The organism is Streptomyces anulatus (genome assembly GCF_000721175.1).
Lineage (GTDB): Bacteria > Actinomycetota > Actinomycetes > Streptomycetales > Streptomycetaceae > Streptomyces > Streptomyces anulatus_C.
This window is the reverse complement of the sequence record NZ_JOEZ01000011.1, coordinates 142,367-163,380: the sequence shown is the minus strand read 5'-3', so window position 1 is coordinate 163,380 and position 21,014 is coordinate 142,367. Positions and strand designations below refer to the sequence as shown.

Below are 21,014 nucleotides of genomic sequence, written 5' to 3'. Positions count from 1 at the left end.
GTACCCACGCCGTCCCCCGCCGCCGCCCCGGCCCCCGCGCCCCCGGCGGCTCTGCACACGCCCCTGACGCCCGGCCCCGGCGGCGGCTCGGCCTCCTGGGCGCAGCAGGTCCACCAACTGGCCCAGCCCGAACAGCAGCAGCAACAGCCGCCGCACCAGGGGCCCGGCCCGGGAGCGGACCAGCCCGTCGTGCCCTGGAAGCCGCCGGTCGACGACCCCTTCCAGCAACTCGCCCGCAACCAGGCCTCCGCACGCCCCGCCGGGCTCGGCAGACGGTTCGCCGCCCGGCTGGTCGACAGCCTCGTGCTCGGCGCGGCCGTCGGGGCGGCGGCGGTCCCGCTGGCCACCCGGGCGCTCGATCACATCGACCGGAAGATCACCGCGGCGAAGGAGACGGGGGAGACGGTCACCGTCTGGCTGCTGGACTCCACCACCGGGGCGCTGCTGGGGGCGCTGCTCGCCGCGTTCCTCCTCGTCGGCTTCCTCCTGGAAGCCCTGCCGACGGCCAAATGGGGCCGGACGCTGGGAAAGAAGCTCTGCGGGCTCGACGTACGGGACATCGAGTCGCACGACGCGCCCACCCTGGGTGCGGCCCTGCGCCGCTGGCTCGTCTACGGCGTGCTGGGGCTGCTCGTCATCGGCGTGGTCAACGTCCTCTGGTGCCTGTTCGACCGCCCCTGGCGCCAGTGCTGGCACGACAAGGCAGCTCGCACCTTCGTCGCCGGCTGAGCGGGTCGCCCGACCGCCGGAAGGCGTGGCCGGGCGAGCGGCGCCATGCCCGTTCGGACTCGTATGCCGCTCGGTGTCCCCCGAACGCCCCTGAGCCGTTGCGGGCCCCGGTGGTGCGGGATGCACTGCCCCCATGAGCAACGACCAGCCGACGCCCGGCCAGCCGCCCGAGGACGACGATCCGTTCCTCAAGAAGCCGCAGGAGCCCTCGCCGCCGTCCGAGGGTCAGCCGTACGGCAGTGCGCCGCCCCCGCCGCCGCCTCCGCCCCCGCCGTACGATCCGTACGGCAGCGGCGGCGGCTTCGGGGCGCCCGATCCGCTGGCCGGGATGCCGCCGCTCGCCGAGCCGGGGAAGCGGATCCTGGCGCGGCTCATCGACTTCCTCATCATCTCGATCCCGCTGTACCTGATCTCGCTGCCCTGGGGCGGCGCGGTCGACGTCAACGGGGACGGCGACGACGGGTTCGGCGACGCGGTCGCCAACGGGTACGGCGGTGGCCAGCTGCTGTGGTCGCTCATCGGCCTGGTGGTCTACGTCGGCTACGACACCTACTTCACCCACAAGGACGGCCGCACGCTGGGCAAGCGGCTGCTGAAGCTGCGCGTCGCGATGCTCAACGACGGGCGGGTGCCCGACACCGGGGCCGCGCTGATGCGGGCCGTCGTGCTGTGGGCCCCGGCGCTGCTGTGCTGCCCGTGCCTGTGGTGGCTGATCAACATCGTGCTGATGTTCACCGACAAGCCCTACCGGCAGGGGCTCCAGGACAAGGCGGCGAAGACGGTCGTGGTGGCCGCCCGCTAACGAACCCGTGAACGGCCCGTCGGGATCCGCTCGCGGGCCCCGACGCCCTCCAGGGCGTGGTGCGTTCGGGCGGCGGCGTGGGCGGTCGCCGTCTGCCCGGCTCCCTCCGCCGCACGGTGGCGGGGGAGCGGCAGGCGTACGGCCACCAGGAGGCCGAGGGCCAGCGCGGCCACGCCGACGGCGGCCACCCCGATGCCGGACTCCGTGCGGAACAGCAGCAGCAGGGCGAGCGTCGTGGCGACGACGGTGGCCGAACCGTAGGCGAACTGTGCGGCAGTCGGACGCGGCATGGCGATTTCCGTCCTCGGGACGTCGGATGGGCGGGCGGTCGGCACGGTTGAAGGCGCCGAACGACCCTACGACGGTGGATGCCCGACCCGGACCGGTAGTAAGCGTGACCTAACCCACGGTACCGGTGCACAGGGGGCGCACGGAGTCACGTCTCTCACCAACCGGACAGTAGGGAGCGCCCGTTGAGATGCTCCGACGGCCTGGTCCGGACCTCCGTCGTTCTTCTGCCGTTCCCGTGCCCGCCTCATACCGTCCGCATACCGGAAGAGCGCTCCGCATAGTGCACTTGGCTTGTTCAAGTCAAGGTCTGTCTTTTCTCTCATAACTCCGATCAAATGTCGTCACTTGTGACGCGTTTACGCGCGCGGCCCGCTACATACCCCCCTGGTCGCTGCGCGGACGCCCGGGGAGGACTGCATCAAGTGACCAATCAGAGACGGGCGCTTCGCGCCGCCGCCGTTGTCGTGGCCATGGCTGCGACCGCTGCGACGGCGTCGACCTTCGCCACCGCCCAGGCGCATGACAGCTCATCAGGTTCCGGTGTCTCCACCGTCGACCGCCGTGACCCGGCGCCGGCCAAGGGGCACGTGGAGCACAACCTGGAGGGTCCCTTCAGCGAGCAGCAGGCCGCCCAGCGCGAGGCCGCGCTGGAGCAGGTGCTGTCCGGGGACAAGAAGGTGGCGAACCGGGGCGGCTCCAAGGTCGTCAAGCTCGGCCACAAGAAGTACGTGGAGCTCGGCCGGGAGAAGACCGACAAGATCTTCACCATCCTGCTGGAGTTCGGCGACGAGGTCGACGACACCACGATGTTCGACCCGGACGGCGACGGCCCCAAGCCGCCCGTCAAGAAGTACGGCGGCGCCCCGGGCCCGGCGCACAACGAGATCGCCGAGCCGGACCCGGAGAAGGACAACAGCACCGCCTGGAAGGACGACTACAACCAGGAGCACTTCCAGAAGCTCTACTTCGGCGAGGGCAAGGGCGTCCACTCGCTCAAGACCTACTACGAGAAGACCTCCTCGGGCCGCTACTCGGTCGAGGGTGAGGTCTCCGACTGGGTCAAGGTCCCCTACAACGAGGCCCGTTACGGCTCCAACTACTGCGGCCAGTCCAACTGCGCCAACGTGTGGGACGCGGTGCGCGACGGCGTGAACGCCTGGGTCGCCGACCAGCAGGCCAAGGGCCGCACCGACGCCGAGATCAAGGCGAACCTCGCCGAGTACGACGAGTGGGACCGCTACGACTTCGACGGCGACGGCAACTTCAACGAGCCCGACGGCTACATCGACCACTTCCAGCTGGTCCACGCCGGCGAGGACGAGTCGGCCGGCGGCGGCGCCGAGGGCACCAACGCCATCTGGGCGCACCGCTGGTACGCCTACGGCACCAACGCCGGTGCCACCGGCCCCGCGGACAACAAGGCCGGTGGCGCGCAGATCGGCGACACGGGCATCTGGGTCGGCGACTACACCGTCCAGCCCGAGAACGGCGGCCTGGGCGTCTTCGCCCACGAGTACGCCCACGACCTCGGTCTGCCGGACCTGTACGACACCTCCGGCGGCGGCGAGAACTCCGTCGGCTTCTGGTCCCTGATGTCGGCGGGCTCCTGGCTCGGCACCGGCAAGGGCGAGATCGGCGACCTGCCGGGCGACATGACCTCGTGGGACAAGCTCCAGCTGGGCTGGCTCGACTACGACAAGGCCAAGGCCGGCAAGACCTCGCTGCACAAGCTGGGTGTCTCGGCGTACAACACCAAGAACCCGCAGGCGCTCGTCGTCGAGCTGCCGGAGAAGGCCGTCACCACCACCGTCGTCAAGCCCGCCGAGGGCTCGAAGCAGTGGTGGAGCGACATGGGCGACGACCTGTCGAACACCCTGACCCGCTCGGTCGACCTGACCGGCAAGTCCAAGGCCACGCTGGACCTTTCGGGCTGGTACGACATCGAGGCCGACTACGACTACCTCTACACCGAGGTGTCCGACAACGGCGGCACCAGCTGGACCGCGCTCGACGGCACCGCCGACGGCAAGGCCATCCCGCGCGACGCCAGTGACAAGCCGGCCCTGACCGACGTCTCGGGCGACCACAAGAAGCTCTCCTTCTCCCTGGACGCCTACGCGGGCAAGAAGGTCGACCTCCGCTTCCGCTACCAGACGGACGGCGGCGCGGGCGGCAAGGGCTTCGCTGCCGACGAGATCACCGTCACGGCCGACGGCGCCGCGCTCTTCTCGGACAACGCCGAGGGCGACGACAACGGCTGGACCTCGAAGGGCTTCTCCCGCATCGGCGAGTCCTTCACCCAGGACTACCCGCAGTACTACATCGCGGAGAACCGCCAGTACGTCTCGTACGACGAGACCCTGAAGGTCGGCCCGTACAACTTCGGCTTCTCCGGCACGCGTCCGGACTGGGTCGAGCACTACGCGTACCAGACGGGTCTGCTGATCTGGCTCTGGGACACCTCCCAGAAGGACAACAACACCTCCGCCCACCCGGGCCAGGGTCTGATCCTGCCGATCGACGCGCACGCCAAGCCGCTCAAGTGGAAGGACGGCTCGCTCCTGCGCAACAAGATCCAGCCGTTCGACGCGCCGTTCAGCTGGTACCCGAACAAGGGCTTCACGCTCCACAACGCGGACGTCCCGCTGTACATCAAGCCCAGCCTGGGCAGCCCGGTCTTCGACGACCGCAAGGGCACCTACTGGTACGAGGAGAACCCCACGGGCAGTGTCAAGGTTTCTGACACGAACACCCGCATCTCCATCGTCCACGAGCCCCGCAACGGCTCGACGATGAGCGTGCTGGTCAGCCCCTCGGGTCGATGATCAAGTAAATCCGCAGGTCAAACCATGATCGGCCGTCGCCCCCTAGCGGGCGGCGGCCGATCGTGTTTAGGTGCGTCTTGTTCACATCCTTATTGACACGACGTCTCACGGGGGAGCGCGGAGCATGGCAGGCGGAGGTTTCTGCAGGTTGCCGAACGGCACGGTGGTGGTCGCCCTGACCCTGACCGGACCGGCCCACGGAACAGGCACCCGCGGCGGTACGGAAGCGGGGCCCGGGGCCCCGGTACGGGTGCTGGTGCACGCGGCGAACCGGGCGCGCGCCCTGACCAGGCTGCGCAACCTGGGGCTGCGGGCGGTCTACCTGCGCGGCAACGACCGGCCGCCCACGCCGGACGAGGTCACGGCGGTGCTGCACCATCCGGACGGTCTGCTGTGGCGGGCAGCCCCGCAGGCGGAACCGTCCGGGCTGTCGGGCCTCGCGCACCGGTCGCACCAGTCGCACCGGTCGCACCAGTCGAGCCAGGAGCTGTGGCACCCGATCAGGGCCTTGCTGGGCTCCTCCGGGCACGCCGGACCGGCCCGCCCGGCCGCGTAGGCCCGCGAGGCGTGATCCGGGCGCAGGGGGGCTACGACGCGACGACCGGCGTCCCGGAGAGCTTCACGCCCGCCGCCCGCAGCTCCGCCAGGGCCCGCTCCGTGGTCGCCGCGGACACACCCGCGGTCAGGTCGAGCAGGACGTGCGTGACGAAGCCCTCACGGGCCGCGTCCAGCGCGGTGGCCCGTACGCAGTGGTCGGTGGCGATGCCGACCACGTCGACCTCGGTGACCTCGCGGTCGCGCAGCCACTGGGCGAGGCCGGTGCCGTTCTCCTCGGAGCCCTCGAACCCGCTGTACGCGGCCGAATGCGCCCCCTTGTCGAACACCGTGTCGATCGCGCCGGAGGCGACGGCGGGCGCGAAGTTCGGGTGGAAGCCGACGCCCTCCGTACCGGCGACGCAGTGCGCCGGCCAGGAGTGCTCGAAGTCCGGGTCGGGCGAGAAGTGGTCGCCCGGGTCGATGTGGTGGTCGCGGGTGGCCACCACGTGGCGGTAGCCGGGCCGGGCGTCGCCGATCAGGTCGGTGATGGCGGCGGCGACATCGGCACCGCCCGCCACCGCGAGGCTGCCGCCCTCGCAGAAGTCGTTCTGAACGTCCACGACGATCAATGCGCGGTGCATGGCGGGTGTCCTTCGGTGGGGGAGGGTGCGGGCGGATGGAGCGGGGCGGGGGCCGGAGCGGAACGGGGATGCCGGGGGTGCCCGGGTGTGTCCGCGGCTCCGAGCCTAGGCACTGGACCGTCACAATCAAGCCCGTCCGCCAAACCCCCGGTTGCGGACCCGGCCGGTCCGGACACCGGGGCGGCTCGCCGCAGGCCGCCCCGGGCCGCTCTCAGGCATACTCGGTCGGGATCACCGGCTCGCCCCGCGACAGCTGGACCGCCGACATCGGCAGCCCGGCGCGCGCGGCCACGTGCCGCTCCCGGGCGGCCTCCAGAGGCTCCCGTGCGACGACCTCGCCGCCCCGCACCAGCTCCACCAGCAGCGGCCGGCCGGCCGGCTCGGCGGGCACGGGGCCGGTGCCGATCACCTCGGCCTCGGCGACGCCGTGCTCGTCGGTCCGGCGGACGGCCCACTTGCGACCGCCCTTCGACGACTTCGCGCCGAGCGACTTCTTGGCCACCGGCACCAGCGGAGCGTCCGGCTCCGCCGAGGCGGCGCGGGCCACCAGCTTGTAGACCATCGAGCAGGTGGGGTGCCCGCTCCCGGTGACCAGCTGGGTGCCGACCCCGTACGCGTCCACCGGCGCGGCCGCCAGCGAGGCGATGGCGTACTCGTCCAGGTCGGAGGTCACCACGATCTTCGTGCCCGTCGCCCCCAGCTCGTCCAGCTGCTGCCGCACCCGGTGCGCGACCAGGAGCAGGTCCCCGGAGTCGATCCGTACGGCGCCGAGCTCCGGCCCCGCGATCTCGACGGCCGCCCGGACCGCCTCGGTCACGTCGTACGTGTCGACCAGCAGCGTCGTGCCCCGGCCCAGCGAGTCCACCTGCGCCCGGAACGCGTCGCGCTCGCTGTCGTGCAGCAGGGTGAAGGCGTGCGCGCTCGTACCGACGGTCGGGATCGCCCAGCGGAAGCCCGCCGCCAGGTCGGAGGTGGCGTCGAAGCCGCCGACGTACGCCGCACGCGCCGAGGCCACGGCCGACAGCTCGTGGGTGCGCCGCGCGCCCATCTCGATCAGCCGGCGGTCCCCGGCGGCGGCCGACATCCGCGAGGCGGCGGCGGCGATGGCGGAGTCGTGGTTGAGGATGGAGAGGATCACCGTCTCCAGCAGCACGCACTCGGCGAAGGACCCCTCCACCCGCAGGACCGGGGAGCCCGGGAAGTAGACCTCGCCCTCCGGATAGCCCCAGATGTCGCCGCTGAAGCGGTAGCCGGCCAGCCATTCGAGGGTCGGCTCGTCGACGATGTCCTGCTGCCTCAGGAAGCCGATCATCTCGTCGTCGAAGTGGAAGTTCTCCACCGCGTCCAGCACCCGCCCGGTGCCCGCGACGACTCCGTAGCGCCGCCCCTCGGGCAGCCGGCGGGTGAACGCCTCGAAGACCGAGCGCCGGTCGGCGGTGCCGGCCCTGAGGGCCGCCTGCACCATGGTCAGCTCGTACTGGTCGGTGAAGAGCGCGGTCGACGGAACGCCGACCCGTCGCCCGAGGTCCGCTGAGTTCATGGCTGGGATGCTACCCCCTATTCGTCAGAGTGACGAGATGTGGGTCCGTTTGTGCGCCGGGCCCGCCCGGGTGGCAGCATGGGACACGTGAGCGTTGCTACCCCCGTAGAGATCGAACGTCCCGATTCGGCCGAGGAGACCTTCGCGGTCCCCGAGCCCGACGTCCCGTGGGTGACGCTCGTCCACAATGACCCGGTCAATCTCATGAGCTACGTGACCTACGTCTTCCAGGCCTACTTCGGCTACCCGAAGGACAAGGCCCACAAGCTCATGCTGGACGTGCACCAGAAGGGCCGTGCCGTCGTCTCCAGCGGGAGCCGCGAGGAGATGGAACGCGACGTCCAGGCCATGCACGGCTACGGGCTGTGGGCCACCCTCACCCAGGACCGCAACTAGCACCCCGCGGCCACCGCCGCCCCCACCGCCGTACCGCCCCTGCCCCGTTCGATCCACCATCGGAGAATCCATGGCCGGCCACTTCGAGGCCACCCCAGGCGGCGGCGCGGCCGTCGCGCTCGACGAGGTCGAGATCTCCATCCTGCGCTCCCTCGCCGTGCAGCTGCTCGAACTGATCGGCCCCGGCGACGAGCCCGTCGACGGCGAGGACCCGCTCGCCGCCCTCTTCGCGGAGGGCCCCAGCAAGCCGCCGTCCGACCCGGCGCTCGCCCGGCTCTTCCCCGACGCCTACGGCGGCCCCGACGGGCCCGCCGAGGGCGGAAAGCCGGAGGAGGAGCTGCGCGAGCTGTCCGCCGAGTTCCGCCGCTTCACCGAGAACGACCTGCGCTCCGGCAAGCGCGACGACGCCGTCACCGTCGTCCGCACCCTGGACGCGCTCGTGCCCGCCGGGGACGGCGGCGCCGTCCTCACCCTCACCGGCGACGAGTGCCGCAGCTGGCTCCGCTCCCTCAACGACCTGCGCCTGACCATCGGCGCCCGGCTGGAGGTCTCCGACGAGGACGAGGGCGAGGAGAGCTCGCTCTACCGGCTCCCCGACGCCGATCCACGCAAGCCCATGGTGATGGCCTACCTCTGGCTCGGCGCACTCCAGGAAACGCTCGTCGAGACGCTGATGCCGTAACCGCACAGGAGCGGGTCGTCTCCCGCCGTGCCGGAGCGGACGTCATCCGTTCGCTCAGCGGACGCCCGGATCCGCACGACGATCCCCCAAGTGCTTCGGCCCCTTCGTGCCGGTCGGCTCCCCTTGCCCGCTTCCGCCACGGGCCGGCCGAACGCCGTCCTCCTCCCGGACCGCCCCCGGCCTCCCCGAAGGCCGACGGCGTCCAGCATGCGAGCCCCCGCGTACCACCCACCGGTACGCGGGAGCCCCGTGCATATCCTGGCGCCATGCTGACCATCACCCAGACGCTCTACGACCAGATCGTCGCCCACTCCCGCGCCGACCACCCCGACGAGGCGTGCGGAGTGGTCGCGGGCCCGGCCGGGACGGACCGCCCCGAGCGCTTCATCCCGATGCTCAACGCCGCCCGCTCGCCCACGTTCTACGAGTTCGACTCCGGCGACCTCCTCAAGCTCTACCGCGAGATGGACGACCGCGACGAGGAGCCCGTGGTCATCTACCACTCCCACACGGCGACCGAGGCCTACCCCTCCCGCACCGACGTCACGTACGCCAACGAACCCGGCGCCCACTACGTCCTCGTCTCCACCGCCGACACCGACGGCTCCGGCCCCTTCCAGTTCCGCTCGTACCGCATCGTGGACGGCGAGATCACCGAGGAAGACGTGCAGGTCGTCGAGGCGTACTGAGGCCTGCCGGCCCCTCCGGGGCCCTGTGGAGCCGCCGCACGGGTCTGGCACACTGCACCCCAGACCCGACCACAGGGCAGCAGGAACCAGGAAGCCGGTGCGAATCCGGCACGGTCCCGCCACTGTGACCGGGTCGCCCTCCGGTACGGATCACTCCGTACCGGAGGGCGACCCGGAAGCCAGGAACTGGCCCGCTGCCTTCTCGCATCGACCAGGGGACGCGGAAATCCCCCGGAGAGGCCCCGCCATGTCCCGGCGCACCCCCGCGCTCGTAGCCGCCGCCGTGCTGCTCCCGCTCGCCCTCACCGCCTGCTCCACCCCGGACGGCGACGCCGCCGCCGGGGACAGGACCCCGGCGAAGAGCGACGGCTTCCCGTACACCGTCACCAACTGCGGTGTCACCACCACGTACCAGGCCCCGCCGAAGCGCGTGGTCACCATGAACCAGCACGTCACCGAGATCATGCTGGAACTGGGCCTGACCAAGTCCCTCGTCGGCACCGCCTACCTCGACGACCAGGTCCTGCCGAAGTACGCGAAGGACTACGCCTCCGTCCCGGTCATCGCCAAGGAGTACCCCTCCTACGAGCAGATCCTCGCCGCCGAACCCGACTTCGTCTACGGCGGCTACGGCAGCGCCTTCACCGCGGGCGACGGCCGCGGCCGCGAGACGTTCGGGAAGTCCGGCATCGAGACCCGCCTCAACACCGAGAGCTGCACCGAGGGCGACCAGCCCATGGACACCCTCTACGAGGAGATCCGCGAGGTCGGCCGCACCTTCGGCGTCGCCGACCGCGCCGAGGCCTGGATCAAGCAGGCCAAGGCCGACAACGCGGCCACCGCGAAGAAGCTCGCCGGCCTGAAGCCCGTCTCCGTCTTCGTCTACGACAGCGGCGACAAGACCGCCTTCACCGCGGGCGGCGAGGGCATCGGCAACGAACTGATCGAGCGGGCCGGCGGCACCAACGTCTTCGCCGACCTCGACAAGCCCTTCGGCGACGCCTCCTGGGAGAACGTCGTCGCCCGCAGGCCCGAAGTCATCGTGATCTACGACTACGGCGCCACCACCGTCGAACAGAAGAAGAAGCGCCTCCTCACCGACCCGGCCCTCGCCGACGTCCCCGCCATCAAGAACGAGCGCTTCGCGGTCATGCCGCTCTCCGACGCGGTCCTCGGCGTCCGCGTCCCCGCCGCCGTCGACAAGCTCGCGGCCCAGCTCCATCCGGCGGCCACCACCCCGTGAGCTGCCGCACCCCCGCACCGCGGCGGCTGCTCCGCCACACCCTGGTGCTCGGCGTCCTCGCCGCGCTCCTCGCCGCCGCCGTGGTCGCCGCCCTCGCCCTCGGCTCCGTCCGGATCCCGCCCGGTCAGGTCCTCGACATCCTGACCGGGCGGGCGGAGGCGAGCCCCTTCCGCACGATCGTCCTGGACGTCCGGCTGCCCCGCGTCCTGCTCGGCATCGTCGTCGGCGCCGGACTCGCCGTCATCGGCACCGTCCTCCAGGCCCTCGTACGCAACCAGCTCGCCGACCCGTTCCTCCTCGGCGTCTCCTCCGGGGCCTCCACCGGCGCGGTCCTCGTGATCGTCCTCGGCATCGGCGCCACCCTCGCCACCACCGTCACGATCCCCGCCGCCGCGTTCGCCGGCGCACTGCTCTCGCTGCTGCTCGTCTACACCCTGGCGCGCGGCGGGGGCGGTCTCACCACCAACCGGCTCGTCCTCGCCGGGGTCGCCGTCTCCTACGTCCTCTCCGCCCTCACCAGCCTGATCCTGGTCACCTCCGCCCGCGCCGACCACCTCCAGGAAGTCCTCTACTGGACCCTCGGCGGTCTCGGCGCGGCCCGCTGGGACATGCTCGCCCTCCCCGCGGTCACCCTGGTCATCGGCACCGCCGTCCTCCTCACCCTGGCCCGGCCGCTCGACCTGCTCCTGGTGGGGGAGGAGGGCGCCACCGTCCTCGGTCTCGACACCGCCCGCTTCCGGGCCGCCGTCTTCGTCCTCGCCTCCCTCATGACCGGGGCGCTCGTCGCGTACAGCGGGGCGATCGGCTTCGTCGGCCTGATGGTCCCGCACATGGCCCGGATGGCCGTCGGCGCCGCACACCGCGCGCTCCTGCCGGTCGTCGCGCTCGGCGGGGCGGTGTTCCTGGTCCTCGCCGACCTGGCCGCCCGGACGCTCGCCGCCCCGCAGGACATCCCGGTCGGCGTCCTCACCGCGCTGACCGGCGGCCCGTTCTTCCTCTGGATGCTGCGGCGCCGCCCGGAAGGAGCCCCCGCATGACGACCGGACCTTCTCCTGAGGGAGCCCGCCCGTGACCACCCTGCGCACCGAGGACCTCTCGTACGGCATCGGCGAGGGCCGCCATCTCGTCGACGCCGTCGACCTCACCGCCGCCGACGGCGAGACCGTCGGCCTCGTCGGCCCCAACGGCAGCGGCAAGACCACCCTCCTGCGCTGCGTTTACGGCACCCTGCGCCCCACCCACGGCCGCGTCCTCCTCGACGGCTGCGACCTCGCCACCCTCCCCGTGAAGGCCCGTGCCCAGCGCATCGCCACCGTCCCGCAGGACGGCCACGCAGGATTCGAGCTCACCGTCGGCCAGGTCGTCGCGATGGGCCGCGCCCCGCACAAGCGGTTCTGGGAGGCCGACAGCGCCGCCGACACCGCCCTGGTCACCGACGCCCTCGCCCGGGTCGGCATCGCCGCGCTCGGACCCCGTACCTTCGCCTCCCTCTCCGGCGGCGAACGCCAGCGCGCCCTGGTCGCCCGCGCCCTGGTCCAGCAGCCCTCGCTCGTCGTCCTGGACGAACCGACCAACCACCTGGACATCCGCTACCAGCTGGAGGTCCTCTCCCTGGTCCGCGGCCTCGGCACCACCAACCTCCTCGCCCTGCACGACCTCAACCTCGCCGCGTACCACTGCGACCGGCTCTACGTCCTCAAGGACGGCCGCGTCGTCGCCTCCGGCACCCCGGAAGAGGTCCTCACGGCGGAGCTGCTGGGCGAGGTGTACGGCGTCGCCGCCGAGGTCAGCACCCATCCGAAGACCGGCGCACCCACCGTCGTCTACCTCCCGGAAAGACCCGCCCGCCCCGCACTGTCCACATAGCGGTCGCCCACCATCCAGCATGTGGGATCACACTCGGGTTTCCGCACAGGGAATCGATACGATGCCCGCATGGTTCCCCATGACGTGAGCAACAAGACGCCGGGCACGCTGCTCGTCGCGCGGCTGCACGTCGACCTGTGCAGGCTCGCCAGCGCGATCTGTCCCGCCCGCAGCCTGCGCCCGTGAGCCGCCCGGCCTGAGCCGCGGTCCGCGCGCCCACCCACACGCACCACCCCCTGCGCGGGGGCAGAAACGCGCGCCCCACGCCACCTCCCCGCTTTCGACAGGAGCCCACGCCATGGCCATCGAGGTCCGTATCCCGACCATCCTCCGCACCTACACCGACGGCGCGAAGGCCGTCGAAGGCAACGGGGACACCCTCGCCGACCTCTTCGCCGACCTGGAGAGCCGCCACACCGGCATCCGTGAGCGCATCGTCGACGGCGAACAGCTCCGCCGCTTCGTGAACGTCTACCTCAACGACGAGGACGTCCGCTTCCTCGACGGCATCTCCACCAAGCTCAGCGACGGCGACAACGTCACGATCCTCCCGGCCGTCGCCGGCGGCATGCGCTGATGCGGTACGACTCCCCGCTGGCGGCCGTGGGGAACACCCCCCTGGTCCGCCTCCCGCGGCTGTCCCCGTCCGAGGACGTCCGTATCTGGGCCAAGCTGGAGGACCGCAACCCCACCGGCTCGATCAAGGACCGCCCGGCGCTCCACATGGTCGAGCAGGCCGAGAAGGACGGCCGGCTGACACCCGGCTGCACCATCCTGGAGCCCACCAGCGGCAACACCGGCATCTCGCTCGCCATGGCCGCCAAGCTCAAGGGCTACCGCATCGTCTGCGTCATGCCGGAGAACACCTCCCAGGAACGGCGTGACCTGCTCGCCATGTGGGGCGCCGAGATCATCGCCTCCCCGGCCGCGGGCGGCTCCAACACCGCCGTCCGCGTCGCGAAGGAACTGTCCGCCGAGCACCCGGACTGGGTGATGCTCTACCAGTACGGCAACCCGGACAACGCGGGCGCCCACTACGCCACCACCGGACCCGAGATCCTCACCGACCTCCCGTCCATCACCCACTTCGTCGCGGGCCTCGGCACCACCGGCACCCTCATGGGCGTCGGCCGCTACCTCCGCGAGAACCGCCCCGGCATCCAGATCGTCGCCGCCGAACCGCGCTACGACGACCTCGTCTACGGTCTCCGCAACCTCGACGAGGGCTTCGTCCCCGAGCTATACGACGCCTCGGTGCTCACCACCCGCTTCTCCGTGGGCTCCGCCGACGCGGTCACCCGCACCCGCGAACTCCTCCAGCAGGAGGGCATCTTCGCGGGCGTCTCCACCGGCGCCGCGCTCCACGCGGCTATCGGCGTGGGCAACAAGGCGGTCAAGGCGGGGGAGAGTGCCGACATCGTCTTCGTCGTCGCGGACGGAGGCTGGAAGTACCTGTCGACGGGCGTCTACACGGCGAAGACGACAGAAGCAGCGATCGAAACGCTCCAGGGCCAGCTCTGGGCCTGATCCACAGCCCCTCCGGCGTTCGAGGACGTCTTCTCAGCCGGTCCCGAGGGGACGCCCGCCCAGCCGGTCCGGACTACCCTCCAGCCCGACCGGCGCTTGAGGACATCTCTCAGGCCCCTACGGCTGTCGAGGAGCGGGGCCCGGGGCAGAGCCCCGAAACCAGGGCCCCGCCCTCACCCCGCCCCCAGCTTCCGCACACGCTCCCACAGCTCCGGATCCACGACCCCCACCCTCCGCCGGAACCCGGCCACCGGGACCTCCCGCAGCTCGTCCGTCTCCAGGAAACTCTGCCGCCCCCGCTGGTCCCCCACCGTCCCCGCGGGCAGCGCGATCACCCCGGGCCGCTCCTCGTGATGCCTGCTGGTGATCTTGGCGACCAGCGCCGTGCGCCCCCGGCCCCGCCCCCGTACCGAGATCACCAGACACGGCCGGTCCTTCGACCCGGGCCCGTCCTCGTACGGCACATCGGCCCACCACACCTCACCCGCCCGCGGCGTGCGCCCGTCCCCACGCCCTTCCGGGCCCGAAGGCCGCGACGGCCGGGACGGCGGCCGGGCCGACCCCACCGGCTGCCGGGGACGCCGCGAGCGGGGCCCGCGGTCCGAGCGCCCCCGCCCGTCCACCACCGCGGCGACGAGCGCGAGCAGAACCACGGCGACCAGCGCCACCCACCAGAACGTGTCCATCCACCGACCGTACCCGTGGGCGCGCTTCCATCGAACCGGTGACAGAGCAGGTGAGTTCCCCCACAACGGAGGGCAGCGGAGGAGCGACGCGGAGTTTCGCGCCTTACGCTCGACGAACCGCAGAACCCGTCCCGCAGGAACCGTACGAAGCTCCGGCGGAATCGCACGAACCCTCCCCGTTCCCACGTCTCGGAGGTTCACGCTCCATGAAGCTCACCGTCGTCGGCTGCTCCGGCTCGTTCCCGTCCGTGGGTTCGGCATGCTCGAGCTACCTCGTAGAGGCCGACGGCTTCCGGCTGCTCCTCGACATGGGCAACGGCGCCCTCGGCGAGCTGCAGCGCCACGTCGGTCTCTACGACCTCGACGCGATCTTCCTCAGCCATCTGCACGCCGACCACTGCATCGACATGTGCGCGTACTTCGTCGTGCGCTACTACCGGCACGACGGCGCCCGCCCCGCCCCCCTCCCGGTCTACGGCCCCGAGGGCACCGAGCAGCGCCTGACCGCCGCCCACGGCGACACCCCCTCCGACCGGGCGATGAGCGAGGTCTTCGACTTCCACACCCTCAAGTCGGGATCCTTCGAGATCGGCCCCTTCTCGGTCCGTACGGAGAAGCTCTGCCACCCCGTCGACACCTTCGGCATCCGGGTCGAGCACGGCGGCTCCACCCTCGTCTACTCCGGCGACACGGGGGCCTGCGAGGCGCTGGAGGACCTGGCCGGGGACGCGGACCTGTTCCTCTGCGAGGCGTCGTTCGTCGACGGCAAGGAGGACATCCCCGACCTGCACCTCAACGGCCGCGAGGCCGGCGAGGCGGCGGCCCGCGCCCGAGTGCGCCGGCTCGTCCTCACCCACATCCCGCCGTGGACCGACGCCGACCGCAACGCCGCCGACGCCCGTGCGGTCTACCCGGGCCCGGTGGAACTGGCGGCCCCGGGCGCGGTGTACGAGTTCTGAGGGCACGCGTTCCGAGAGCCGGCCGCCGAGCCGCGGCCCGTTCTGCGGGACTCCCGCGATGATCACGATCTTCTACCGTTTGCCCGTACCCGTACGCCAGGTGTGACGCGACCTACGGCAGGTACGGCGAAGCCCCCGCCCCCGGAAGACATCTCCGGGAAGCGGGGGCTTCGTCGTACGGGCGTGGCGGGGGCTACTTCGCCTCGGCCTTCTGCAGCTCGGCGAGCTCCTCGTCCGACTCCCGGCCCGGGGTCGGGAGGTTGAACTTGATGATCGCGAAGCGGAAGACCACGTAGTAGACCACCGCGAAGCAGAGGCCGACCAGGACCAGCAGCCAGGGCTTCGACGCGATGCCGAGGTTCAGCCCGAAGTCGACCAGGCCGGCGGAGAAGCCGAAGCCGTCCTTGATGCCGAGCGCCCAGGTCAGGGCCATCGACACACCGGTCAGCACCGCGTGGATCGCGTACAGCACCGGGGCGATGAACATGAACGTGAACTCGATCGGCTCGGTCACACCGGTGACGAACGAGGTCAGCGCGAGGGAGAACATCATGCCGCCGACGACCTTGCGGCGCTCCGGGCGGGCGCAGTGGACGATCGCGAGGCAGGCCGCCGGGAGGGCGAACATCATGATCGGGAAGAAGCCGGTCATGAACTGCCCGGCCGACGGGTCGCCCTCCAGGAACCGGGCGATGTCGCCGTGCTTGCCGTTGTACTCGCCCGCCTGGAACCACGGGAAGGAGTTCAGCAGGTGGTGCATGCCGACCGGGATCAGCGCACGGTTGGCGACACCGAAGATGCCCGCGCCGACCGCGCCGGAGCCGACGAGCCACTCGCCGAAGTTGTGCAGACCCGCGCCGAGGACCGGCCAGATCAGACCGAAGACGATACCGATGAGCAGACCCGCGAAGGCGGAGAGGATCGGGACCAGACGGCGGCCGCTGAAGAAGCCGGCCCAGTCGGGCAGCTTCGTCCGGTAGAACTTCTGGTAGAGCAGGGCCACGACTATGCCCATCACGACACCGCCGAGGACACCGGCGTTGACGGGGGCGTCGTTCATCACGATCTTGCCGTCGGCCACGCTGGCGACCTGCGGCAGGTTGCCGTCCGTGAAGGTGGCGAGCACCTTCTGGAAGACCAGGTAGCCGGTGACGGCGGCCAGGGCGGTCGAGCCGTCCGACTTCTTCGCGAAGCCGATGGCGATGCCGACGGCGAACAGCAGCGGCATGTTGTCGAGGATGGCACCACCGCCCGCGGCCATGTAGCCGGCGAGCTTCGTGATGAAGGCCGGGAACGAGTCGCGGCCCAGCATGTCGTCGTTGCCGAGGCGGACCAGGAGTGCGGCGGCCGGCAGCACGGCGACCGGCAGCATGAGGCTGCGGCCGATGCGCTGCATGACGGCCATCGCGCCGGCGCCCTTCTTCTTCTCGGCCGCGGGTGCGGTCTCAGCCGTGGTCATCTACTTCCTCCATGGGAGACGGTGCCGCCCAGGTGGTGGATGCGGGAGGCGGCGGCTCGGCAGACGGCGGCAGACAGCCGTGGTCTGGACCACTCAGTGGTGTAGACCAGTTTTAGCACGGTGAGGGTTAGATAAGGAACCTGCAATTCCCTGTTTATTCGCAGTAGCAGATCCAGCACGTTCGGTGACATGCCGAAGGCCCCCGGACCGGATGGTCCGAGGGCCTTGCGCGAGCCTGGTGCGGCAGGGCCCGAGGCTCCGCTGTCCTGCGGCTCCCTGCTATTTGGTGAGGTCCTTCTCGATCTCCTTCTCGATCTCCTCCGGCTCGCGCCCCGGTGTCTTGAGGTCGAACTTGGTGATCGCGAAGCGGAAGACCACGTAGTAGATCACCGCGAAGCACGCGCCGATCGGGATGATCAGCCAGGGTTTCGTATCCAGGTGCCAGTTGACGACGAAGTCGATCAACCCGGCCGAGAAGCTGAACCCCGCATGCACCCCCAGCAGCCAGGTGATGCCCATGGACGCCCCGGTGAGCACCGCGTGCACGCCGTACAGCAGTGGCGCGACGAACATGAACGAGAACTCGATCGGCTCGGTCACGCCCGTGACGAACGAGGTCAGCGCCACCGAGATCATCAGACCCGCCACTTCCTTGCGGCGCTCGGGCCGCGCGGTGTGGGTGATGGCCAGGGCCGCGGCGGGCAGCCCGAACATCATGATCGGGAAGAAGCCCGAGGTGAACTGACCGGCCGACGGGTCCTCGGCGAAGAACCGGGAGATGTCGCCCTGCACGGTCGCGCCGTCGGCTCCGGTGAACTCACCCGCCTGGAACCAGAAGAACGTGTTCAGGAACTGATGCATGCCGATCGGGATCAGCAGCCGGTTCGCGAAACCGAAGATCGCCGCGCCCCACGAGCCGAGATCGATCAGCTGCTTGGAGAACCAGGTCAGCCCGTCCCCGACCGGCTGCCACAACAGCCCGAACAGGACGCCGAGGATCACGCAGAGGAACGCCATCAGGATCGGCACCAGGCGCCGCCCGTTGAAGAAGCCGAGCCAGTCCACCAGCTTGGTCCGGTGGAAGCGCTGCCAGACGACGGCGGTCAGCAGGCCGATGAGGATGCCGCCGAGCACGCCGGGGTTCTGCGGCTCGCCGTCCGGCGTCTCCTCCGTCACGGTGCCGTCCATCGGGAAGGCGGTCAGCACGCCTCGGTAGACCAGGAAGCCCACCACGGCCGCCAGCGCGGTGGAGCCGTCCGCCTTCTTGGCGAAGCCGATGGCCACGCCGATGCAGAACAGCAGCGGCAGGCCGAGCTGGCCGTCCAGGATCGCGGTGCCGCCGTTGAGCAGTACCTTGGAGGTCTTCTCCCAGAATGCGCCGTCCAGATAGGAGCTGAAGAGGTTGCCGAGGCTGACGAGCAGACCGGCGGCGGGGAGGACGGCCACCGGGAGCTGAAGGCTCCGCCCGACCTTCTGCAGGCCCTGGACCGGTCCGTTCCACCATTTTCGCTGCGGTGCCGCAGCGGCGCTCGAACTCATGGGCGTCCTCCCGGAACACTTCACGTTTGGCGGTCGTTGCAAACTGGTGTAGACCAGTTGCGTCACGGTCCGGGGTCCGTCCCGAAGGCAGGGCGCCGGTGATCGTCATCTTTAGGGATCGTCCGATTACCCGCCCGCGAAGTTGGGCCAACCGTGCGTTACCGTGACAAAACGGACCCGCAGCGGGCGGCCGTCTGCGCGCGAAACCAGGGAGAAGGACATGGCCACCAAGGCTGAGAAGATCGTCGCCGGGCTCGGCGGTATCGACAACATCGACGAGATCGAAGGCTGCATCACCCGCCTCCGCACCGAGGTCCACGACCCCAGCAAGGTCGACGAAGTCGCCCTCAAGGCCGCCGGCGCCCACGGCGTCGTGAAGATGGGCACCGCGATCCAGGTCGTCATCGGCACCGACGCGGACCCCATCGCCGCCGACATCGAAGACATGATGTGACCGGCTGACCCCACGCCGGACCCCGCGGGCCCCGTCCCCCACCGGTGGACGGGGCCGTGCCGTGCCCGGACGCCTCCGCGTACGCGATCCACCGCGGGGCCACCGCACCCGAACGGAGCCACCCCCGCCAGCGGATAAAGTCGGGCCCATGTCTCGCATCGACGGCCGCACCCCCGAACAGCTCCGCCCCGTCACCATCGAACGCGGCTGGAGCAAGCACGCCGAGGGCTCAGTCCTCATCTCCTTCGGCGACACCAGAGTCTTCTGCACCGCCTCCGTCACCGAAGGCGTCCCGCGCTGGCGCAAGGGAAGCGGCGAAGGCTGGGTCACCGCCGAGTACTCCATGCTGCCCCGCTCCACCAACACCCGCGGCGACCGCGAAGCCGTACGCGGCAAGATCGGCGGACGCACCCACGAGATCAGCCGCCTGATCGGCCGCTCCCTGCGCGCCGTCATCGACTGCAAGGCCCTCGGCGAGAACACCATCGTCCTGGACTGCGACGTCCTCCAGGCCGACGGAGGCACCCGAACCGCCGCCATCACCGGCGCCTACGTCGCCCTCGCCGACGCCGTCGCCTGGGCCCAGGGCAAGAAGATCGTCAAGGCCGGCCGCAAGCCGCTCACCGACACCGTCGCCGCCATCAGCGTCGGCATCGTCGACGGCACCCCGCTCCTCGACCTCTGTTACGAGGAGGACGTCCGCGCCGAGACCGACATGAACGTCGTCTGCACCGGCGACGGCCGCTTCGTCGAGGTCCAGGGCACCGCCGAGGGCGCGCCCTTCGACCGCAAGGAACTCGGCGCACTCCTCGACCTCGCCACCGCCGGCTGCGTCGACCTCGCCACGCTCCAGCGCGACGCACTCGCGAGCACGCAGGACGCGTAGCGACCCACCCTCCCCGGGTAAAGAAGCAACCAAATGCGCACCGCAGAGCGTCGTCACGGATACGGACGCACGGGTCGAACCGTGCGTCCGTCCACGTAACGACCCCCGGGGAGGGACCCGCACCATGGCTTCGCGCCGCCACATACGCCTCGCACTCGCCACCGCCGCCACCCTGCTGACGCTGACCACGGCCGTGGGCTGCGCCGGCCTCGACAAGGCGCTCGACTGCGTCCGCACCGCCGACGCCATCGCCACCAGCGTCGGCAACCTCCAGCAGGCCGTCTCCAACGCCTCCGAGGACGTCACCCAGGCCTCCGAGTCCCTGGACGAGATCGACCGCGAGCTGAAGAAGCTCGACGACACCACGGACGACGCCGACCTCTCCAAGGCCGTCGACGACCTCCAGGCGGGCGTCGCCGGCGTCCGCAAGTCCATCGAGGGCGGCGACGCCACCCCCGACATCACCCCCGTGACGGACGCGGCGGCGGAGATCGGCAAGGTCTGCAGCCCGTAGGACGCGGGCGCGGGGGGGCCGGAGGCAGTACGCGGGCGGGGTGGGCCGGAGGCGGGACCGGCCCACCCCGCCCGGCACCCCTGCGGCAATAATCGCCCCATGAAGCGCCTGATCCTCGCCACCCGCAACGCCGGGAAAATCACCGAACTCCACGCCATCCTCGCCGACGCGGGACTCGACCTCGACCTGGTCGGCGCGGACGCGTACCCCCACATCCCCGACGTCAGGGAAACCGGCGTCACCTTCGCCGAGAACGCGCTCCTCAAGGCCCACGCCCTGGCCCGCGCCACCGGCCTTCCCGCCGTCGCCGACGACTCCGGCCTCTGCGTGGACGTCCTCGGCGGCGCCCCCGGCATCTTCTCGGCCCGCTGGTCCGGCGCCCACGGCGACGACACGGCCAACCTGAACCTGCTCCTGGCCCAGCTCGGCGACATCGCCGACGAACACCGCGGCGCCTACTTCGCCTGCGCCGCGGCCCTGGCCCTCCCCGACGGCACGGAACGCGTGGTCGAGGGCCGCCTGAACGGCACCCTGCGCCACGCCCCGTCGGGCGGGTACGGCTTCGGCTACGACCCGATCCTCCAGCCGGAGGGCGAGACCCGGACCTGCGCGGAGCTGACCCCGGCGGAGAAGAACGCGATCAGCCACCGGGGGAAGGCGTTCCGGGCGTTGGTGCCGGTGGTGCGGGAGTTGGTGGGGTGACAGACAGATCGGGCGGCTGCTTCCTTCGAAACGAAGGTCGCAGCCGC

The 21,014-nt window shown here is 70.9% G+C and carries 24 protein-coding genes and 1 riboswitch; of the genes, 18 read left to right on the top strand and 6 right to left on the bottom strand.

The features are described from left to right. Both IG90_RS0114530 and IG90_RS0114525 read left to right on the top strand, forming a co-directional pair. Positions 1–729, top strand: a 729-nt coding sequence (locus IG90_RS0114530) for an RDD family protein (RefSeq protein WP_030583179.1), incomplete at its 5' end; no start/stop codon positions are given. Between the two features lie 133 nt (positions 730–862). Beyond that, positions 863–1,531 (top strand): RDD family protein, encoded by a 669-nt coding sequence (locus IG90_RS0114525; RefSeq protein WP_030583177.1) that lies wholly within the window; start codon positions 863–865, stop codon positions 1,529–1,531. Here the strand turns inward: IG90_RS0114525 and IG90_RS0114520 are convergent. Beyond that, positions 1,528–1,821 carry a hypothetical protein gene (locus IG90_RS0114520; RefSeq protein ID WP_030583175.1) on the bottom strand — a complete coding sequence of 98 codons (294 nt, stop codon included), beginning with the start codon at positions 1,819–1,821 and terminating at the stop codon, positions 1,528–1,530. The two genes, IG90_RS0114525 and IG90_RS0114520, sit on opposite strands and share 4 nt — an antisense overlap. A 423-nt stretch (positions 1,822–2,244) precedes the next feature. Here IG90_RS0114520 and IG90_RS0114515 point away from each other — a divergent pair, with 423 nt between their 5' ends. Then, positions 2,245–4,647 carry an immune inhibitor A domain-containing protein gene (locus IG90_RS0114515; protein ID WP_030583173.1) on the top strand — a complete coding sequence of 801 codons (2,403 nt, stop codon included), beginning with the start codon at positions 2,245–2,247 and terminating at the stop codon, positions 4,645–4,647. A gap of 124 nt (positions 4,648–4,771) precedes the next feature. Then, on the top strand, positions 4,772–5,203 hold the full coding sequence (locus tag IG90_RS0114510) for a hypothetical protein (RefSeq protein ID WP_030583172.1): 432 nt from the start codon (positions 4,772–4,774) through the stop codon (positions 5,201–5,203). Positions 5,204–5,234: 31 nt separating this feature from the next. On the opposite strand, the gene IG90_RS0114505 is transcribed toward IG90_RS0114510, so the two are convergent. Further along, entirely contained in the window at positions 5,235–5,825 is a 591-nt protein-coding gene (locus IG90_RS0114505) for an isochorismatase family protein (RefSeq protein ID WP_030583170.1), read from the bottom strand. A gap of 211 nt (positions 5,826–6,036) precedes the next feature. Then, the gene (locus IG90_RS0114500; protein ID WP_030583168.1) at positions 6,037–7,365 is read right to left on the bottom strand and encodes a nicotinate phosphoribosyltransferase; all 1,329 of its coding nucleotides are present in this window, start codon (positions 7,363–7,365) and stop codon (positions 6,037–6,039) included. Between the two features lie 78 nt (positions 7,366–7,443). Here IG90_RS0114500 and clpS point away from each other — a divergent pair, with 78 nt between their 5' ends. From clpS to IG90_RS0114455, 9 genes are all read left to right on the top strand, one after another. Next, complete coding sequence (gene clpS / locus IG90_RS0114495; RefSeq protein WP_030583166.1) at positions 7,444–7,761, top strand: ATP-dependent Clp protease adapter ClpS; 318 nt, start codon at positions 7,444–7,446, stop codon at positions 7,759–7,761. A 70-nt stretch (positions 7,762–7,831) separates the two neighbouring features. Next, entirely contained in the window at positions 7,832–8,443 is a 612-nt protein-coding gene (locus IG90_RS0114490; RefSeq protein ID WP_030583164.1) for a DUF2017 domain-containing protein, read from the top strand. A 266-nt stretch (positions 8,444–8,709) separates the two neighbouring features. Then, on the top strand, positions 8,710–9,132 hold the full coding sequence (locus IG90_RS0114485) for a M67 family metallopeptidase (RefSeq protein ID WP_030583162.1): 423 nt from the start codon (positions 8,710–8,712) through the stop codon (positions 9,130–9,132). 57 nt (positions 9,133–9,189) lie between these two features. After that, positions 9,190–9,341, top strand: a riboswitch (cobalamin riboswitch). A gap of 38 nt (positions 9,342–9,379) precedes the next feature. After that, entirely contained in the window at positions 9,380–10,375 is a 996-nt protein-coding gene (locus tag IG90_RS0114480; RefSeq protein ID WP_030583160.1) for an ABC transporter substrate-binding protein, read from the top strand. Continuing rightward, positions 10,372–11,412 (top strand): FecCD family ABC transporter permease, encoded by a 1,041-nt coding sequence (locus IG90_RS0114475; RefSeq protein ID WP_030583158.1) that lies wholly within the window; start codon positions 10,372–10,374, stop codon positions 11,410–11,412. The genes IG90_RS0114480 and IG90_RS0114475 overlap by 4 nt, the downstream gene beginning before the upstream one ends. A gap of 31 nt (positions 11,413–11,443) precedes the next feature. Beyond that, on the top strand, positions 11,444–12,241 hold the full coding sequence (locus tag IG90_RS0114470) for an ABC transporter ATP-binding protein (protein WP_030583156.1): 798 nt from the start codon (positions 11,444–11,446) through the stop codon (positions 12,239–12,241). A gap of 69 nt (positions 12,242–12,310) precedes the next feature. Next, the gene (locus tag IG90_RS46890; protein ID WP_324604249.1) at positions 12,311–12,427 is read left to right on the top strand and encodes a putative leader peptide; all 117 of its coding nucleotides are present in this window, start codon (positions 12,311–12,313) and stop codon (positions 12,425–12,427) included. A gap of 112 nt (positions 12,428–12,539) precedes the next feature. After that, complete coding sequence (locus IG90_RS0114460) at positions 12,540–12,818, top strand: MoaD/ThiS family protein (protein WP_006124874.1); 279 nt, start codon at positions 12,540–12,542, stop codon at positions 12,816–12,818. After that, complete coding sequence (locus tag IG90_RS0114455; RefSeq protein ID WP_030583153.1) at positions 12,818–13,768, top strand: PLP-dependent cysteine synthase family protein; 951 nt, start codon at positions 12,818–12,820, stop codon at positions 13,766–13,768. Before IG90_RS0114460 ends, IG90_RS0114455 begins: the two co-directional genes overlap by 1 nt. 173 nt (positions 13,769–13,941) lie before the next feature. On the opposite strand, the gene IG90_RS0114450 is transcribed toward IG90_RS0114455, so the two are convergent. Beyond that, positions 13,942–14,454, bottom strand: a complete 513-nt coding sequence (locus IG90_RS0114450) for a type II toxin-antitoxin system PemK/MazF family toxin (RefSeq protein WP_030583150.1) — start codon at positions 14,452–14,454, stop codon at positions 13,942–13,944. Positions 14,455–14,660: 206 nt separating this feature from the next. Here IG90_RS0114450 and IG90_RS0114445 point away from each other — a divergent pair, with 206 nt between their 5' ends. After that, positions 14,661–15,413 (top strand): MBL fold metallo-hydrolase, encoded by a 753-nt coding sequence (locus IG90_RS0114445; RefSeq protein WP_030583148.1) that lies wholly within the window; start codon positions 14,661–14,663, stop codon positions 15,411–15,413. A gap of 193 nt (positions 15,414–15,606) precedes the next feature. Here IG90_RS0114445 and IG90_RS0114440 read toward each other — a convergent pair whose 3' ends face one another. Together IG90_RS0114440 and IG90_RS0114435 are read right to left on the bottom strand one after the other, a co-directional pair. After that, positions 15,607–16,872 carry a PTS transporter subunit EIIC gene (locus IG90_RS0114440; protein WP_030583145.1) on the bottom strand — a complete coding sequence of 422 codons (1,266 nt, stop codon included), beginning with the start codon at positions 16,870–16,872 and terminating at the stop codon, positions 15,607–15,609. Between the two features lie 279 nt (positions 16,873–17,151). Further along, complete coding sequence (locus IG90_RS0114435; protein ID WP_030583143.1) at positions 17,152–18,411, bottom strand: PTS transporter subunit EIIC; 1,260 nt, start codon at positions 18,409–18,411, stop codon at positions 17,152–17,154. A 163-nt stretch (positions 18,412–18,574) separates the two neighbouring features. Here IG90_RS0114435 and IG90_RS0114430 point away from each other — a divergent pair, with 163 nt between their 5' ends. From IG90_RS0114430 to rdgB, 4 genes are all read left to right on the top strand, one after another. After that, positions 18,575–18,865, top strand: a complete 291-nt coding sequence (locus tag IG90_RS0114430; protein ID WP_078585131.1) for a PTS sugar transporter subunit IIB — start codon at positions 18,575–18,577, stop codon at positions 18,863–18,865. A gap of 148 nt (positions 18,866–19,013) precedes the next feature. Beyond that, entirely contained in the window at positions 19,014–19,751 is a 738-nt protein-coding gene (rph, locus tag IG90_RS0114425; protein WP_030583139.1) for a ribonuclease PH, read from the top strand. 124 nt (positions 19,752–19,875) lie between these two features. Then, complete coding sequence (locus IG90_RS0114420) at positions 19,876–20,265, top strand: hypothetical protein (protein WP_030583137.1); 390 nt, start codon at positions 19,876–19,878, stop codon at positions 20,263–20,265. 99 nt (positions 20,266–20,364) lie between these two features. After that, the gene (gene rdgB, locus IG90_RS0114415; protein ID WP_030583135.1) at positions 20,365–20,967 is read left to right on the top strand and encodes an RdgB/HAM1 family non-canonical purine NTP pyrophosphatase; all 603 of its coding nucleotides are present in this window, start codon (positions 20,365–20,367) and stop codon (positions 20,965–20,967) included. The last annotated feature ends 47 nt before the right edge of the window (positions 20,968–21,014 follow it).